The sequence below is a fragment of the Kitasatospora sp. NPDC097643 genome (assembly GCF_040302625.1).
In the GTDB taxonomy this organism is placed as follows: Bacteria; Actinomycetota; Actinomycetes; order Streptomycetales; family Streptomycetaceae; genus Kitasatospora.
This window is the reverse complement of the sequence record NZ_JBEOSA010000047.1, coordinates 39623-55797: the sequence shown is the minus strand read 5'-3', so window position 1 is coordinate 55797 and position 16175 is coordinate 39623. Positions and strand designations below refer to the sequence as shown.

The 16175-nt window shown below is 74.0% G+C and carries 14 protein-coding genes; 11 read left to right on the top strand and 3 right to left on the bottom strand.

What is annotated here, in order from left to right; translation table 11 throughout:
- The first annotated feature begins 109 nt into the window (after positions 1 to 109).
- From ABTY15_RS26505 to ABTY15_RS26495, 3 genes are all read left to right on the top strand, one after another.
- Positions 110 to 2146 carry a type IV secretory system conjugative DNA transfer family protein gene (locus ABTY15_RS26505; protein ID WP_350600347.1) on the top strand — a complete coding sequence of 679 codons (2037 nt, stop codon included), beginning with the start codon at positions 110 to 112 and terminating at the stop codon, positions 2144 to 2146.
- A 166-nt stretch (positions 2147 to 2312) separates the two neighbouring features.
- Positions 2313 to 3878 carry a PucR family transcriptional regulator gene (locus ABTY15_RS26500; protein WP_350600344.1) on the top strand — a complete coding sequence of 522 codons (1566 nt, stop codon included), beginning with the start codon at positions 2313 to 2315 and terminating at the stop codon, positions 3876 to 3878.
- Between the two features lie 144 nt (positions 3879 to 4022).
- Positions 4023 to 5465, top strand: coding sequence for an aldehyde dehydrogenase family protein (locus ABTY15_RS26495; protein WP_350600341.1), 1443 nt, complete (start codon positions 4023 to 4025; stop codon positions 5463 to 5465).
- A 49-nt stretch (positions 5466 to 5514) separates the two neighbouring features.
- Here the strand turns inward: ABTY15_RS26495 and ABTY15_RS26490 are convergent, their stop codons facing one another.
- On the bottom strand, positions 5515 to 6180 hold the full coding sequence (locus tag ABTY15_RS26490; RefSeq protein WP_350600337.1) for an NAD(P)H-binding protein: 666 nt from the start codon (positions 6178 to 6180) through the stop codon (positions 5515 to 5517).
- Positions 6181 to 6249: 69 nt separating this feature from the next.
- Between ABTY15_RS26490 and dxr the strand changes: the two genes are divergently transcribed.
- From dxr to ABTY15_RS26465, 5 genes are all read left to right on the top strand, one after another.
- Positions 6250 to 7479, top strand: coding sequence for a 1-deoxy-D-xylulose-5-phosphate reductoisomerase (gene dxr / locus ABTY15_RS26485; protein ID WP_350600336.1), 1230 nt, complete (start codon positions 6250 to 6252; stop codon positions 7477 to 7479).
- Between the two features lie 79 nt (positions 7480 to 7558).
- Entirely contained in the window at positions 7559 to 8863 is a 1305-nt protein-coding gene (locus ABTY15_RS26480) for a M50 family metallopeptidase (protein ID WP_350600334.1), read from the top strand.
- 143 nt (positions 8864 to 9006) lie between these two features.
- Positions 9007 to 10167: a flavodoxin-dependent (E)-4-hydroxy-3-methylbut-2-enyl-diphosphate synthase gene (ispG, locus tag ABTY15_RS26475; RefSeq protein WP_350600332.1), complete on the top strand. Its 1161-nt coding sequence runs from the start codon at positions 9007 to 9009 to the stop codon at positions 10165 to 10167.
- A 158-nt stretch (positions 10168 to 10325) separates the two neighbouring features.
- The gene (locus tag ABTY15_RS26470) at positions 10326 to 11201 is read left to right on the top strand and encodes a GNAT family N-acetyltransferase (RefSeq protein WP_350600386.1); all 876 of its coding nucleotides are present in this window, start codon (positions 10326 to 10328) and stop codon (positions 11199 to 11201) included.
- Positions 11202 to 11259: 58 nt separating this feature from the next.
- A complete protein-coding gene (locus tag ABTY15_RS26465; RefSeq protein ID WP_350600331.1) occupies positions 11260 to 11802 on the top strand; it encodes a GNAT family N-acetyltransferase in 543 nt (180 codons plus the stop codon).
- An 11-nt stretch (positions 11803 to 11813) separates the two neighbouring features.
- Here ABTY15_RS26465 and ABTY15_RS26460 read toward each other — a convergent pair whose 3' ends face one another.
- Both ABTY15_RS26460 and ABTY15_RS26455 read right to left on the bottom strand, forming a co-directional pair.
- Positions 11814 to 12749 (bottom strand): aminoglycoside phosphotransferase family protein, encoded by a 936-nt coding sequence (locus ABTY15_RS26460; protein WP_350600328.1) that lies wholly within the window; start codon positions 12747 to 12749, stop codon positions 11814 to 11816.
- Between the two features lie 113 nt (positions 12750 to 12862).
- Entirely contained in the window at positions 12863 to 13408 is a 546-nt protein-coding gene (locus tag ABTY15_RS26455; RefSeq protein WP_502893593.1) for a ferritin-like domain-containing protein, read from the bottom strand.
- A gap of 767 nt (positions 13409 to 14175) precedes the next feature.
- Here ABTY15_RS26455 and rimP point away from each other — a divergent pair.
- The 3 genes from rimP to ABTY15_RS26440 all read left to right on the top strand — a co-directional run bounded on the left by rimP (position 14176) and on the right by ABTY15_RS26440 (position 16163).
- Positions 14176 to 14712 (top strand): ribosome maturation factor RimP, encoded by a 537-nt coding sequence (gene rimP, locus ABTY15_RS26450; protein ID WP_350600325.1) that lies wholly within the window; start codon positions 14176 to 14178, stop codon positions 14710 to 14712.
- A 63-nt stretch (positions 14713 to 14775) separates the two neighbouring features.
- Complete coding sequence (nusA, locus tag ABTY15_RS26445) at positions 14776 to 15786, top strand: transcription termination factor NusA (protein ID WP_350600323.1); 1011 nt, start codon at positions 14776 to 14778, stop codon at positions 15784 to 15786.
- A gap of 128 nt (positions 15787 to 15914) precedes the next feature.
- A complete protein-coding gene (locus ABTY15_RS26440; RefSeq protein ID WP_350600321.1) occupies positions 15915 to 16163 on the top strand; it encodes a YlxR family protein in 249 nt (82 codons plus the stop codon).
- The last annotated feature ends 12 nt before the right edge of the window (positions 16164 to 16175 follow it).

Below are 16175 nucleotides of genomic sequence, written 5' to 3'. Positions count from 1 at the left end.
GCGGCACCGACGGCGGTCGGGCCGGGCGGGCGAGGGAGCGGGGCCGTACATGGCACAGGACGGGGCACAGCACCACGGCGATCGCACCACCACTAGACCCCCCACCCCGATGCCCCACCAACGCCCCGCCACCCCGGGCGGCGGCAGCCCCGCCTTCGACCTCACCACCTGGGCCTCCGCGCCCCGCCCCGAGGCCGAACCGGGCGTCTACCGGCTCGGCTACCGCCGCCTCGACCCGGAGCGGGCCGAGGCGGCCCAGGTCGCGACCTGGCCGCTGCTGCTGCGGGCGGCGCTTAACGCGGTGGTGGGGTGGTTCGCCTATCTGTACGGCACGCAGTTGCTGACCTACGTACTCGTGTGGTTCGGCGGACAAACGGGCATCGGCCCGCTTGCCTCGCCATCGGAGTCCGAGGCAATGTTCACGCTCCTGGTGGCCAACGCGTTCGTCATCGGCGTGGTCATCAAGGTCTTCGGCAGGATGGGCCGTTGGCCCGAGGTGTGGCGGCGGTACGTGGCGCCGTTGCTGTCGCGGGCGGTGACGCAGGTGGAGCCCGCCGGGGACGACGAGGTGGCGGCGGAGGCCGCGCGGCGGCTGGACCCGTGGGACGGGCTGCGGCAGGGCGGGGCGGCGGAGGCGGCGGGGCGGCTGGAGGGGGAGGCGGTCGGCGACGTCGACTACGTGCGGATCCAGCGGGCGTGGGAGTCGGCGCAGGCGGACCCGGCGTTCGTGCCGGCCTTCGTCGACCAGGTGACGGCCCGCGGCGCGGCGGCCTTCGCCCACCCGTCGGAGGCCCGCGAGCTGCCCGGCCGCGGCGGGCAGCACGATCTGTTGCTGGGTCAGGTGCGTCTGGGCACCGCCCAGGACGTGCCGAAGAACCCGCTGGGCCACCGGGCGGCCGGGTTCGCGCTGGATCCGGCGGTGCTGGGGACCTCGCTGCTGGCGGTGGGCCCGGCGGGGACGGGGAAGACGGCGCGGTTGGCCCGGCCGGTGGCCGAGGCGCTGTGCCTGCAGGCGCTGGCAGGCACGGCCTGCGCCGTGGTGGTCGGGGCGGCGGACGCGGATCTGGGTCCGGACGCCTGGTACGACGTGGTGATCGCCCCCGGTGACCGGACCTCGGTGTACGGCCTGGACCTCTACGGGGCGGCGCAGGATCCGGACGAGGCGGCCGCCCGGCTGGCCGAGGCGCTGCTGCCGGACGAGCTGACGGCCCGCACGGAGACCGCCCGGACGGCGCTGCAACAGGTGGTGGGCCCGTTCCACGCCGCGTACGGCCGCTACCCGGGGGTGCGTGAGCTGCGGGCCTTGTCGGCCGGCGACCCGGACGCACTGGCGGCGCTGGTGAAGGCGCTCGGGGTGGCCGGGCGGCTGGCCGCGTACGAGCGGGACCTGGAGCACCGGGAGCGGCAGCGCGGCCGGGCGGACGATCCCGGGGCACTGCTGGCGGACCGGCTGGCCCTGCTGGACCGGCCGGCCTTCGAGGGTGCCTTCGCGACGGACGGCACCGGCCGTCCGCCGTTCGCGATGCGGGTGCTGGACCATCCGCTGCGGGTGCGGGTGAAGCTGCCGGAGCGCAGTCACCCGGAGGCGGCGCGGATGCTGTCGCGGCTGGTGGTGGGGCAGTTCGTGCAGGCGGCGGGGGCCCGTGAGGACCGGTCGCTGTTCGCCGGGCTGGTGGTGGACGACGCCTCCGCCGCGCTGGACGCGACCGCCGTGCGCGGCCTGCAGCGGATGCGCGGGGCGAACGCGGGCGCGGTGCTGCTGCTGCGCACGCTGGTGGACCTGCCGGAGGCACTGCGCGCGCCGCTGTTCGGCGCGGTCGGCTGCCGGGTGGCGTTCCCGGGGATCGCGCCGTGGGACGGCCGGCTGTTCTCGGAGGCCTGGGGGACCCATCTGGTGCAGGAGACCGCCGTGACGCACACCCCGGACACCTCCGGTGGTGTGATCCGGCGGGCCGGGCGGTTGGGGCGGAAGGCGTTGTCGGGGACGACGGCGCAGACGGAGTCGGTGACGACGCGGGACGTGGAGCGGCTGCGGTGGTCGCCGTCGGATCTGGCGCACGCGTTGCCGGCGGGGCACGCGGTGGTGTCGTTGACGGCGGTGTCGGGGGAGCAGGTGCCGCCGTTGCTGGTGGATCTGCGGGGGTGAGGGCGGGGCGGGGGGCCGGGTGGGGGAGGAGCCTGCCTTCGAGGTGGATTCGGCAGTGCCGGTTGTCCGGGGCGTCCATAATGAAGGGGAGAGACCCTCACCAGTCCCACTGCCCTCTCCCCGCCCGGCCGCAACGGCGCGGTCAGGTCGTTCCCCCGAAGGTGCCATGCCTCCCACACTCGCCTCCGTCGTCCGCAACAGTTCGCTCCATCTGACGGTCCTCGCCGGTGCGGATCACCTGGAGCGGCCGGTCCGCTGGGTGCACACCAGTGAGCTGGACGATCCGACGCCGTTCCTGGAGGGTGGCGAGCTGCTGCTCACCACCGGGATCAAGCTGGGCCGGACGGCCGCGCAGTTGCAGGCGTACGTGCACCGGCTGGCCGATGCCGGGGTGGTGGGGCTGGGCCTGGGGGTCGGGCTGTCGCACACCGAGGTGCCGCAGCCGCTGGTGGACGCGGCGGCGCAGCGGGGGCTGCCGCTGCTGCGGGTGCCGGAGCCGACGCCGTTCATCGCGATCAGCAAGGTGGTGTCGGCGGCGCTGGCCGCGGAGCAGTACGAGGCGGTGACGACGAGCTTCGAGGCGCAGGAGGAGCTGACCAGGGCCGCTCTGGGCAAGGACGGCACGACGGCCGTGGTGCGCCGGCTGGCGGCGCGGCTGGGGGGCTGGGCGGCGCTGTACGACGGGTCGGGTGCGCTGTCGGTGGTGGCCCCGGACTGGGCGGCGCGGCGGGCGGGGCGGCTGGCGGCGGAGGTGGACCGGCTGCGTCGGCGTCCGGCGCCGTCGAGTGCCGCGTTGCAGGGGCGGTCGCCGGGGATAGACACGGCGGACGAGGACTACGTGGTGGTCCAGTCGCTGGGGGCGGACCGGCGGGCCCGGGGTTTCCTGGCGGTCGGGACCGAGGACCGGATCACGCCGACCGAGCGGTACGTGCTGAACGCGGCGGTGGCGCTGCTGACCCTCACCCTGGAGCGCTCGCGCGAGCTGCGGCAGGCGGAGGAGCGGATGGGCGCGGCGCTGCTGCGGATGGTGCTGGCGGGTGAGGTGGCGACGGCCCGGCAGGTGGCGGTGGGGCTGTTCGGCGGCCTGCCGGAGGGGACGATACGGGTTCTGGTGGCCGGGGCCGGGCCGAACGCGGATGCCGGGGAGGGGCTCGCGGAGCTGGGTGACCGGGCCGAGCAGGCCGGTGCCCGGGTGGGCGAGAAGCTGCTGGTGGCGCGGGAGGACGGTGCGCACGGGCCGCGGCTGATGGTGCTGGCGCTGGACAACGGCGCGGTGCACCGGGCCTGCCTGGGGGCGGTGGAGGAGCACGAGGGCCTGTCGCTGGGGGTCTCGGCGCCGGCCGCGCTGGAGGAGGCCGGGACGGCGCACGCGCAGGCCGAGCGGGCGCTGGCGGTGGCGCTGCGGGGTGGCCGCCGGTCGGTGGACCACGAGGAGGTCGGCGCGGGGTCGCTGCTGCCGCTGTTGGGGGAGGACGCGGTGACGGCGTTCGCGGAGGGGCTGTTGCGGCCGCTGCGCGAGCACGACCGGACGGCCCGCGGTGATCTGGTGGCCTCGCTGCGGGCGTGGCTGTCCAGGCACGGGCAGTGGGACGCGGCGGCGGCGGATCTCGGGGTGCACCGGCACACGCTGCGCTACCGGATGCGCCGGGTCGAGGAGCTGCTGGGGCGGTCGCTGGACGACACGGACGTGCGGATGGAGTTGTGGCTGGCGTTGCGTTCCGGGGAGGAATAGAACACCGGTCTGGACGGGATGGAGTGGCCCCGGGGACGAACGCTACTAGTCGTCCAATCCGGTCGGCGCGCCGACCGACCTACCCTCGGGTTCGGGTCCCACGCTCGTGGGCCTGACGACGACGAGGAGAGGGCCGGTACCACGGTGACCACCACGTACGATTTCTGGCTCGCCGGCCGCCGGGCGAGCGGCGACGCCGACTTCGAGGTGCACAACAGCTGGGACGGCCGTCTGGTCGGCAAGGTGAGCATCCCGACCGAGGCCCAGGTCGAGGAGGCGCTGGACGCCGCCGTCGCCGCGCTGCCGGTGTTCGCCGCGACCCCGGCGCACGTGCGCGCCGCCGCGCTGGACCACGTGGCCAAGCGGCTGGCCGAGCGCACCGAGGAGATCGCGCAGCTGATCACCGCGGAGAACGGCAAGCCGATCAAGTGGGCCCGCGGTGAGGTCGGCCGGGCCGTCTCGGTGTTCCGCTGGGCCGCCGAGGAGGCCCGCCGGACCAACGGCGAGACGATGCGGCTGGACACCGACCCGGGCGGCGTGGGCCGTTTCGCGGTGGTGCGGCGCTTCCCGCGCGGTGTGGTGCTGGGCATCGCCCCGTTCAACTTCCCGCTGAACCTGGTCGCGCACAAGGTCGCCCCGGCGATCGCGGTCGGCGCCCCGATCATCCTCAAGCCGGCTCCGGCGACCCCGATTTCGGCGCTGGTGCTGGGCGAGATCCTGGCCGAGACCGAGCTGCCGGCCGGTTCGTGGAGCGTGCTGACGGTTCCGAACGACCGGATGCCGGCGCTGGTACGGGACGAGCGCCTGCCGGTGATCTCCTTCACCGGTTCGGACAAGGTCGGCTACCAGATCATGGACTCGGTGCCGCGCAAGCACACCACCCTGGAGCTGGGCGGCAACGCCGCGGCCGTGGTGCTCGCCGACTGGTCCTCGGACGCCGACCTGGACTGGGCGGCCACCCGGATCGCGATGTTCGCCAACTACCAGGGCGGCCAGTCCTGCATCTCGGTGCAGCGGGTGATCGCCGACGCGTCGGTGTACGACGCGCTGGTGGAGCGGGTCGTGGCGAAGGTCAACGCCCAGGTCACCGGTGACCCGAACGACGACGCGACGGACGTCGGCCCGCTGGTGGACGAGAACGCCGCGAAGCGCGTGGAGTCCTGGGTGGACGACGCGGTCGCCAAGGGCGCCAAGGTGCTGGCCGGCGGCACCCGCGAGGGCGCGACCTACGCCCCGACCGTGCTGGCCGAGCTGCCGGCGGACGCGATCCTGGCCAAGGCCGAGGTGTTCGGCCCGGTGCTGTCGCTGCACAAGGTGGACGGCGTCGAGGAGGCCTTCGCGGCCGTCAACGACTCGCCGTTCGGCCTCCAGGCGGGCGTGTTCACGCACGACCTGCAGACCGCCTTCCGCGCCCACCGGGAGCTGGCGGTCGGCGGTGTGATCATCGGCGACGCGCCGTCCTACCGCGCCGACCAGATGCCGTACGGCGGCGTCAAGGACTCCGGTGTCGGCCGCGAGGGCGTCAAGTACGCGATGGCCGACTACACCGTCGAGAAGGTGCTGGTCCTGACCGGCCTCGACCTGTAAGGGCGACGACGCTCCGAGGCCCGGCTTACACACCCGTGTGGGCCGGGCCTCAGACGTGTCCGCCCGCGGCGGCGACGGCCTCCGTGACGGTGGCGTTGCCGGCGACCAGTTCCAGGGTCTGCCCGGCGGTGCCCGGCTCGCGCAGCAGGGCGGCGAGGACGGCGGCCACGTCGGCCCGGTCCACCGCGCCGCGCCCGACCGAGGGGGCGAGCCGGACCAGGCCGGTGCCGGGGCCGTCGGTGAGCCGCCCGGGGCGCAGCACCGTCCAGTCCAGCGCGGCGCGAGCCCGGACGGCGTCGTCGGCGGCGCCCTTGGCCCGCAGGTAGGTCTCGAAGACCTCGTCGGCGGGGTGGTGGGCGTGGGCGTCGGCGCCCATCGCGGAGATCATCAGGTAGCGCCGGACGCCCGCGAGCTCGGCGGCGTCGGCGAGCAGCACGGCGGCGTCGCGGTCGACGGTGTTCTTGCGGGCGGCGCCGCTGCCCGGGCCGGCGCCGGCGGCGAAGACCACGGCGTCGGCGCCGGCGAGCAGTTGGGCGAGTTGCGGGGCGGTGGCGGACTCCAGGTCGAGCACCAGGGGCTCGGCGCCGGCGTCCTCCAGGTCCCGGGCCTGTTCGGGGCGGCGGATGATGCCGGCGGGCCGGTCGCCGCGGGCGGCGAGCAGCCGTTCCAGGTGCAGCGCGATCTGTCCGTGGCCCCCGGCGATGACGGTACGCATGGCTCCGACGGTAGCCCCGGGCGGGGACCGGCGTCCTGGGGAAGGTCTCGGACAGGACACAATGGGCGCATGACTTCGCTCGCCCACCCGCAGCTGCGTTTCACGCCCACCGTCCAGGACCCGTCCGGCCCCCGGGAGTTGGTGATCCTCGGGTCGACCGGGTCGATCGGCACCCAGGCCATCGACGTGGTGCTCCGCAACCCGGACCGGTTCCGGGTGGTCGCCCTGTCGGCCGCGGGCGGCCGGGTGGAGCTGCTGGCCGAGCAGGCGCTGACGCTGGGTGTGCACACGGTGGCGGTGGCGGATCCGGCGGCCGAGCCGGCGCTGCGCGCGGCGCTGGCCGCGAAGGCGGCGGGCCGGGCGCTGCCGGCGGTGCTGGCCGGGCCGGAGGCGGCGACCGAGCTGGCCGGGATGGAGTGCCACTCGGTGCTGAACGGCATCACCGGTTCGATCGGGCTGCGGCCGACGCTGGCCGCGCTGGCGGCGGGCCGGGTGCTGGTGCTGGCCAACAAGGAGTCGCTGATCGTCGGCGGCCCGCTGGTGAAGGCGGTGGCGAAGCCGGGGCAGATCGTGCCGGTGGACTCCGAGCACGCGGCGCTGTTCCAGGCGCTGGCCGGCGGTACCCGGGCCGAGGTCCGCAAGCTGGTGGTCACCGCCAGCGGCGGCCCGTTCCGGACCCGGACCCGGGAGCAGCTGGCCGGAGTCACCCCGGCGGAGGCGCTGGCCCACCCGACCTGGGCGATGGGCCCGGTCGTCACGATCAACTCGGCCACCCTGGTGAACAAGGGCCTGGAGGTGATCGAGGCGCACCTGCTGTACGACGTGCCGTTCGACCGGATCGAGGTCGTGGTCCATCCGCAGTCGGTGGTGCACTCGATGGTGGAGTTCACCGACGGTTCGACGCTGGCGCAGGCCAGCCCGCCGGACATGCGGATGCCGATCGCCCTGGGTCTGGGCTGGCCGGACCGGGTGCCGGACGCCGCCCCGGGCTGCGACTGGACCAAGGCCGCGACCTGGGAGTTCTTCCCGCTGGACAACGAGGCCTTCCCGTCGGTGGAGCTGGCCCGCGAGGTGGGCACCCTGGGCGGGACCGTTCCGGCGGTGTTCAATGCCGCGAACGAGGAGTGCGTGGAGGCCTTCCTGAAGGGCCGCCTCGCCTTCACCGGAATCGTGGACACTGTTGCCAAGGTCGTGGCGGAGCACGGCACGCCCGTCCCGGGAACTTCCCTGACGGTCGAGGACGTCCTGCACGCGGAGGACTGGGCCAGGGCCCGGGCCCGCGAGCTGGCGGCGGGCTGAGGACCGGCCGAGGGGTCGGCCTGGGCCCGACTCCGGTAGGACAAGAGGACGAGCGGAGCGGCATGACGGAGGAGCGACGGTGGCAACGGTGATGACGGTGGTCGGCATCCTGGTCTTCGTGATCGGGTTGCTCGTCTCGATCGCCTGGCACGAGCTCGGCCACCTCTCCACGGCCAAGCTGTTCGGCATCCGGGTGCCGCAGTACATGGTCGGCTTCGGCCCGACCCTCTGGTCGCGGCGCAAGGGCGAGACCGAGTACGGCATCAAGGCGATCCCGTTCGGCGGGTACATCCGGATGATCGGGATGTTCCCGCCGGGCGAGGACGGCCGGATCACCCAGCGCAGCAGCTCGCCCTGGCGGAGCATGATCGAGGACGCCCGGGAGGCCTCGTACGAGGAGCTCCAGGAGGGCGACGAGCACCGGCTCTTCTACACCCGCAAGCCGTGGAAGCGCGTCATCGTCATGTTCGCCGGTCCGTTCATGAACCTGATCCTGGCGTTCGGGCTGTTCCTGACCGTGAACATGGGCTTCGGCCAGCCGATGTCGGTGCCGGTCATCGGCTCGGTCTCGCAGTGCATCGTCAAGGCCGGCCAGCCCACCGACGTCTGCCCCGCCGACGCCTCGCCGACCCCGGCCCACCAGGTCGGGCTGAAGCAGGGCGACAAGGTGCTCTCCTTCGACGGGGACCGGATCCGCGACTACGACCAGCTCCAGGCGGACATCCGCAAGTCGGCCGGCCGGACCGTGTCGGTCGTGGTCGAGCGCGACGGGCAGCGGCTGACGCTCAACCCCACCATCGCCGTCAACCAGGTGCAGAAGTTCGACGGCCAGGACCGGCCGGTCAAGGGCCAGACCGTGGAGGCCGGCTTCCTCGGCTTCACCCCCAAGCGTGAAATCGTCCAGCAGACCTTCGGGCAGTCCCTCGACCGGATGTACGACATGGGCGAGAACGGGGTGAAGTCCCTCGTCGCCCTGCCCGGCAAGATCCCGGGCCTGTGGAACGCCGTCGTCGGCGACGCCCCGCGCGATCCGGACTCCCCGATCGGCATGGTCGGCGCCGCCCGGGTCAGCGGCGAGGTGTTCTCGCTGGACATCCCGGGCAGCCAGCGGGTCGCCTTCTTCGTGAACCTGCTCGCCGGGATCAACCTCTCGTTGTTCCTGTTCAACATGCTGCCGCTGCTGCCGCTGGACGGCGGGCACATCGCGGGCGCGGTCTGGGAGGCCGTCCGGCGCCATGTCGCACGGGTGTTCAGGCGGCCCGATCCCGGCCCGTTCGACGTCGCCCGGCTGATGCCGCTGGCCTACGTCGTGGCCAGCATCTTCATCGGGTTCACCCTGCTCGTGGTGGTCGCCGACCTGGTGAACCCGGTCAAGATCAGCTAGGGCGTTCGGGTACGGCGGGTGTGCTGGGGCCCACCACCGTGCCGTACCGTTGAGGCCGGGTGCGCGATCGTTGCGCGCCCGGCCTCGGCCGTCCCAGCGGCCGGGCGGTCGACCACACCTCAACCCCGGGGAACCCTGCGCACATGACCGCGATCTCGCTCGGTATTCCGTCCCTGCCGCTCAAGCCGCTCGCCAAGCGCCGTGTCTCCCGGCAGATCATGGTCGGGAACGTCCCGGTCGGCGGTGACGCCCCCGTCTCGGTGCAGTCGATGACCACCACCGTGACCTCGGACATCAACGCCACGCTGCAGCAGATCGCGCAGCTCACCGCCTCCGGCTGCCAGATCGTCCGGGTCGCCGTGCCGTCCCAGGACGACGCCGACGCGCTGCCGATCATCGCCAAGAAGTCGCAGATCCCGGTGATCGCGGACATCCACTTCCAGCCCAAGTACGTCTTCGCCGCCATCGACGCCGGCTGTGCCGCCGTGCGCGTCAACCCCGGCAACATCAAGGCCTTCGACGACAAGGTCGGCGAGATCGCCAAGGCCGCCAGGGACGCCGGCGTGCCGATCCGGATCGGCGTCAACGCCGGCTCGCTCGACAAGCGGCTGCTGGAGAAGTACGGCCGGGCCACCCCCGAGGCGCTGGTCGAGTCCGCGCTCTGGGAGTGCTCGCTGTTCGAGGAGCACGACTTCCGCGACATCAAGATCTCGGTCAAGCACAACGACCCGGTCGTGATGATCAACGCCTATCGCCAGCTCGCCGCCGCCTGCGACTACCCGCTGCACCTGGGCGTCACCGAGGCCGGCCCGGCGTTCCAGGGCACCATCAAGTCCGCGGTCGCCTTCGGCGCGCTGCTGGCCGAGGGCATCGGCGACACCATCCGGGTCTCCCTCTCCGCCCCGCCGGCCGAGGAGATCAAGGTCGGCACCCAGATCCTGGAGTCGCTCGGCCTGCGCCAGCGCGGCCTGGAGATCGTCTCCTGCCCGTCCTGCGGCCGCGCCCAGGTCGACGTCTACAAGCTCGCCGAGGAGGTCACCGCCGGCCTGGAGGGCATGGAGGTGCCGCTGCGCGTCGCCGTCATGGGCTGCGTCGTCAACGGCCCCGGCGAGGCCCGCGAGGCCGACCTCGGCGTCGCCTCCGGCAACGGCAAGGGCCAGATCTTCGTCAAGGGCGAGGTCATCAAGACCGTCCCCGAGTCGAAGATCGTCGAGACCCTCATCGAGGAGGCGCTCAAGCTCGCCGAGCAGATGACCGCCGAGGGCGTCGAGGCCGGTGCGCCGACCGTCGTCGCCGCCGAGTGACCAGGTAGTGCTCGCGCGGGTCCACCGCGTGAAGTTTTCCGGAAGCGGGGCCGTCCGTTCGCGGACGGCCCCGCGGCCGTAGCCGGGTGGGGCCACGGAGTAGGGTGCGGCCAGAGTCGTCTCAGTGAGGTGCTGTCTCGATGCTCGATCGAGGTGTGATGCTCCCCAGCTCGTTCCAGGCCGCCCGCGCGCTGGCCACCACCCGGGTGCTGGAGCCCCCCGACCTCGCGGACGCCCTGGAGGTCCTCCACCGCGACCCGGTCGCCAACGCCTTCGTCGCCACCCGGGTCGAAGCCGTCGGCCTCGACCCCTGGCGGCTCGGCGGCGAGATGTGGGGCTGGTACGACGCGGACGGCGCCCTCGACGCGCTCTGCTACGCCGGAGCCAACCTCGTCCTGGTCGAGGCCGGGCCGGAGGCCGTCCAGGCCTTCGCCGAACGGGCCCGCCGCCAGGGCCGCCGCTGCTCCTCGATCGTCGGTCCGGCCGGGCCCACCGCCGCGTTCTGGGCGGTGATGGAGCGCAGCTGGGGCCCGGCCCGGGACGTCCGCGCCCACCAGCCGCTGCTCGCCACCACCGTGCCGTCCGCCGAGATCGCCCCCGACCCGCTGGTGCGGCGGGTGCGGCGCAACGAGGTCGACACCCTGATGCCGGCCTGCGTGGCGATGTTCACCGAGGAGGTCGGGGTCTCCCCGCTGGCCGGCGACGGCGGTCTGCTCTACCAGGCCCGGGTGGCCGAACTCGTCTCCACCGGGCGGTCGTTCGCGCGATTCGGGGACGACGGGCAGGTGGTGTTCAAGGCCGAGATCGGGGCGGTCACCGAGGGGGCCTGCCAGATCCAGGGGGTCTGGGTCGCGCCGGAGCACCGGGGGCAGGGGCTGTCCGAGAGCGGGATGGCGGCCGTGCTCGACATCGCGCTGCGGGAGGTGGCGCCGGTCGTCTCGCTGTACGTCAACGACTTCAACCTGCGGGCCCGGGCCGCGTACCGGCGGGTCGGCTTCCGTGAGGTCGGGGCGTTCATGAGCGTGCTGTTCTGAGGCGGTCGGTTCCGATCTTCGCCCGCGCTGCCGGGCCACGGGTAGTAACGTCCGGGGCATGGATCAGCTGACCGGGGTGACGATCGAGGCCATCGACCTTGCGGCCTGGGCGCCGCAGGCGTTGGAGGTCCAGGCGGTGGCGTTCGGGCTGACGCCCGAGGAGGTCGCGGTCCGGCTGCACATCGTCGGGCGGCACGCCCAGCAGCCCGGGGTGATCGCGCTCGGCGCGTTGAGCGCGGGTCGGCTGGTCGGCTTCGGCTACGGCATGCCCAACCGGCGTGAGCACTGGTGGAGCACGGTGATCGAGCCCTACCTCACCGCGCGCGGCTACGGGGACTGGCTGGACGGCGTGTTCGCCGTCACCGAGCTGCACGTCCTGCCCGAGTACCAGGGGCAGGGCGTCGGCTCCCGGCTGATCCGCACGCTGTGCGAGCGCTCGGGGCTCGACCGCAGCATCCTCTCCGCGATCGACGCGGAGACCCCGGCCCGGCGGCTCTACCGGTCGCTCGGCTACCAGGACCTCGCGCGGGCGGTGCGGTTCCCGGCCACGGACCGGCTGTACGCGGTGATGGGGGCGCGGCTCCCGCTGCGGGGCCGCTAAGGGTCAGGTCTTCAGGGCTGGAGGCTCCCGGCGAGTTCGAGGTGGAGCTCGGCGTCCTCCCGGCGGCCCGCGGTCAGGGCGCGCAGGGCGAGGTCGACCGCGCGGAACAGGGTCCAGCCGCGCAGCCGGTCGCGGTCCACCTCCAGGGCGTCGGCCAGCTGGTGCAGCCGGCGGCGGACGGCCGCGGGCGCGCCCGGGGAGCCGACCAGGGTGTCCGCCCGGTCCAGCGCCAGCCGGGCCAGGTCGAAGGCGCGCTCACCGGCCAGCGGGCGCGGGTCGATCGCCAGCCAGGGGGCCCGGTCCGCGGCCAGCACGTTGCCGTGGTGGAAGTCCCCGTGCAGCAGGAAGGTCTCGGTGGCGGAGTCGGCCAGTGCGTGGGCCGTCTCCAGCGCCTCGGCGAACAGGGGCTGGGCGGCGTCGGCGGCGTCGGGGAGCTCGGTGCGGCCCTCCCGCAGGCGTTCGACGGTGGTGGCCACGCGGGAGGACAGCGTCGGGAACGGGTGCTCGTCGGGCAGCTCCACCCAGAGCCGGTGCAGCAGGCTGGCCGCCTCCAGCATCGCCTTCGGCTCGGCGAGGGAGCGCAACGGGATGTCGCCGTGCAGCCGCTCCAGCAGCAGGACGCCCTCGGCGGGGTCGGCGTCGAGCAGGAGGACGGCCCCACGACCCGCCCAGTGGGTGAGCGCGGCGTGCTCCAGGGCGGTCTCCGGGGTGCGGAAGCCGGTCTTGAGGACGGCGGGGGAGAGGTCGTCGCGGTGCACGTACGCGACCAGGCTCAGGCTGCCGCCGGGGTCGAGGACCCGTTCCAGCGTGAGGTCCCAGCGGGTCAGGTAGCCGGCCACGGTGGCGGGGAGGGTGGCCAGCCACTGGCGGCCCTCCTCGCCCTCGCCGGCGGTGAGGCTGTGGGTCAGCCAGGCGGGGACGGTGATCTGTGCTGCTGCTCCCGACATGCCGGCCTTCCGGTTGACGTTGGCCCGGTGGGTGGTGCGGTGGTGCGGTGTCCATTGTCGGTCATCGGGATGACATCGCAGGTCAGGAGCGGGCGGGGTCGGCCGGGTCGGGGTCAGCCGGTCGGGGTGGCGGTGGCGGTGGCGGTGGGGGCGGCGGTGGACGGCGCATCGGGGATGCCGGGGAGGGCGGGGACCTCGGCGCCCCAGCGGCGGGCCCGGAGGGCGCACTCGCGCAGGGCCTCGGCGGCGGTGGCGCGGTGGGCGGCGGGGACGGCGGCGACGAGGTCGGCGTAGACGGTGGTCAGCCGGGTTTCGAGGTGGGCGGCGAGCCGGGTGGCGGAGGCCGCGTCGGTGACGGCGAAGGGGAGCTGGTAGCCGGCGGAGGCGGCGCTGGGGGTGCCGCCGAGGCCGGCGATCAGGCGCTGCCAGGCGTCCCGGCGGGCCTCGTGGGCGGCGTAGGCGCTGCGGGCGTCGGCGCGCTGGTCCTCCGGGAGCCGGGCACCGACCACGCCGTAGCCGTAGACGGCGGCGTGTTCGGCGCTGAGGGCGGGCTGGAGGGCCGCGGCGCCCGCGGCGTCGGTGGCGGCGGACGCGGAGGGGGTGGGGGTGGCGGGTGCCGTCTCGGCCGGGGTGGTGTCGCCGAGGGCGACGGAGTGCAGCACGCCGGAGGCGGCGATCGAGGCGAGCAGCCGGGCGAGCGGGGGTTTGGCGGCGGCCAGGTCGGCGAGCCGGGTCTGCGCGGTCTGGCGCTCCAGGGCGGCCAGGGCGGCGACGGTCGGTGCCGCGGCCGGGGCGGTGGCCGCCGCGGGGGTGGTCGCGGTGGCGCTGGGCGCCGCGGTGGCGGGCAGGCCGGCGGCGAGTGCGGCGCGGTGCTGGGCGACCTCGGCGCGCAGCGGGGTGAGCTGGGCGGACTGGCCGCCGGAGGACAGCAGCGCGTCGTAACCGGCCAGCAGGGTGTCGGTGGCGGCGACGGCGCGCAGGCGGATGGGCTCGTCCGGGTCGGGGGTCGGGCGGGGGGTGGCCGGCACCACGCCGGTGTCCTCGTCGTTGCCGGCCGTGCAGGCGGCGGTGGTGGTGAGGAGCAGCCCGAGGGCCAGGAAGGTCCGTCGGCTGGGCGGCTGCATGGGTGTCACTCCGGGGCGTGTACGGGAGGACGGCCTGCCCGCCTGCCCTCGTTGGCGTGAATGATTACAGAACCCCCATGTTCTCGGGCATGGTTTCCGGCCATTGGATCTTGTGCGGAGGGGTGTGACCTTGCTCGCAGTGGGTGGCGCCCGGGGGCCGGGGGTGGTCCGGAATCGGTGGTTGGCGCCTTCACCGGCTAGGCTTTGGGCCGAGCTGCCGTGACCCGGTGTGCGCCGGAGCGGCGCCGGGGGCGCGGGGCGACCTTCTGACAACAGCAGACGCGGCCGAGGAGTCCACCCGGATGAGCACCACCCACACCGACCGGCTGCGCGCGTTGCTGGAGCCGCTGGCCGCGCAGGCCGGCCTGGATCTCGAGGACGTCAAGGTCACCAGGGCGGGCAGCCGCCGGCAGGTCCAGATCGACGTCGACACCGACGGCGGCGTGGACATGGACGCCATCGCCGAGTTCAGCCGGGTGGTCGGCGAGGCCCTGGACGAGTCGGACCTGATGGGGGACGAGGCGTACCTGCTGGAGGTCGGCTCGCCGGGTGCGGAGCGTCCGCTGACGCTGCCCCGGCACTGGCAGCGCGCCGAGGGCCGACTGGCCAAGATCCACCTGGTCGACGGCGGGGAGATCGTCGCCCGGGTGCTGACGGCGGACGAGGACGGCGCGCTGGTCGAGGTGCAGCCGGTGAAGGGCCGTGGCCGCCCGAAGGAGCGCCGCCTGGAGTACACCGAGGTGGCCCGGGCGCGCGTCCAGGTCGAGTTCAACCGCAAGGACGACGAACTCCTCGACCAGGCCGCGGACTTCGAGGAGGGGGACGAGGGTGCGGAGTGACGCCCGTGCCGTACCGGGGGGCCGCAGCATGACGAACGTGACGAAAGACGAGGAGGCGTAGCCGTGGACATCGACATGAGTGCCCTGCGCACGCTGGTCAACGAGAAGAACATCCCCTTCGACCTGCTGGTCGAGTCCATCGAGTCCGCCCTCCTCACCGCGTACCACCGCACCGAGGGCTCGCGCCGCCGCGCCCGGGTGCACCTGGACCGCAAGAGCGGCCACGTGACGGTGTGGGCGATGGAGGACCCGGCGGAGCTGGACGAGGGCGTCGAGCCGAAGGAGTTCGACGACACCCCGAACGGCTTCGGCCGGATCGCGTCCAGCATCGGCATCCAGGTGATGATGCAGCGCCTGCGCGACGCCGCCGACGACCAGACCTTCGGCGAGTACGCGGGCAAGGAGGGCGACATCGTCACCGGTGTCGTCCAGCAGGGCAACGACCCGAAGAACGTGCTGGTCGACATCGGCAAGCTGGAGGCCATCCTGCCGCCGCAGGAGCAGGTCCCGGGCGAGGACTACCGGCACGGCACCCGGCTGAAGTGCTACGTGGTGGCGGTGCGCCGCGGTGTCCGCGGGGCCTCGGTGACGCTGTCCCGCACGCACCCGAACCTGGTCAAGAAGCTGTTCGCGCTGGAGGTCCCGGAGATCGCGGACGGCAGCGTGGAGATCGCCGCGATCGCCCGTGAGGCCGGCCACCGCACCAAGATCGCGGTCTGGTCGCGCCGGGCCGGGCTGAACGCCAAGGGCGCCTGCATCGGCCCGATGGGCGCCCGGGTGCGCGCGGTGATGGGCGAGCTGCACGGCGAGAAGATCGACATCGTCGACTGGTCGGAGGACCCCCGCGAGATGGTCGCCGCGGCGCTGTCCCCCGCGCGGGTGACCAGCGTGGAGATCGTCGACATGGCCCAGCGCTCCGCCCGGGTGATCGTGCCCGACTACCAGCTGTCGCTGGCGATCGGCAAGGAGGGCCAGAACGCCCGCCTCGCCGCCCGCCTCACCGGCTGGCGGATCGACATCCGGCCGGACACCGAGGGCCAGCCCGAGGCCGGCCGGGAATCGGACGACCGGTAGTCGTTGTTGTACGCGGTGCTCCTGCCGGTCCGTCCCGGATCGGCGGGGCGGCGCCATGTCCCTTCGGAGGGGTAGACTTGCCTTCGTCTGGCCGGACGCATGTCCGAGCACGCCCGGAACGCACCTGCGTGGGCTGCCGCAAGCGCGCGGCCAAGCACCAGCTGTTGCGTGTCACGGCGGTCGAGGGCGTCTGCGTCCCTGATCCCCGTGGCGCACTGCCGGGCCGGGGCGCGCACCTGCACCCCGATCCGGCCTGCCTCGACCTCGCGGTCCGCCGCCGGGCGTTCCCCCGGGCCTTCCGGCTCCAGGGTGTGCTCGACACGGAGCGGCTCCGCGGGTTCATCGGGGAGCGGACCGGTGACACCCCGGCGCCCTGAGCGCCCGGTGGG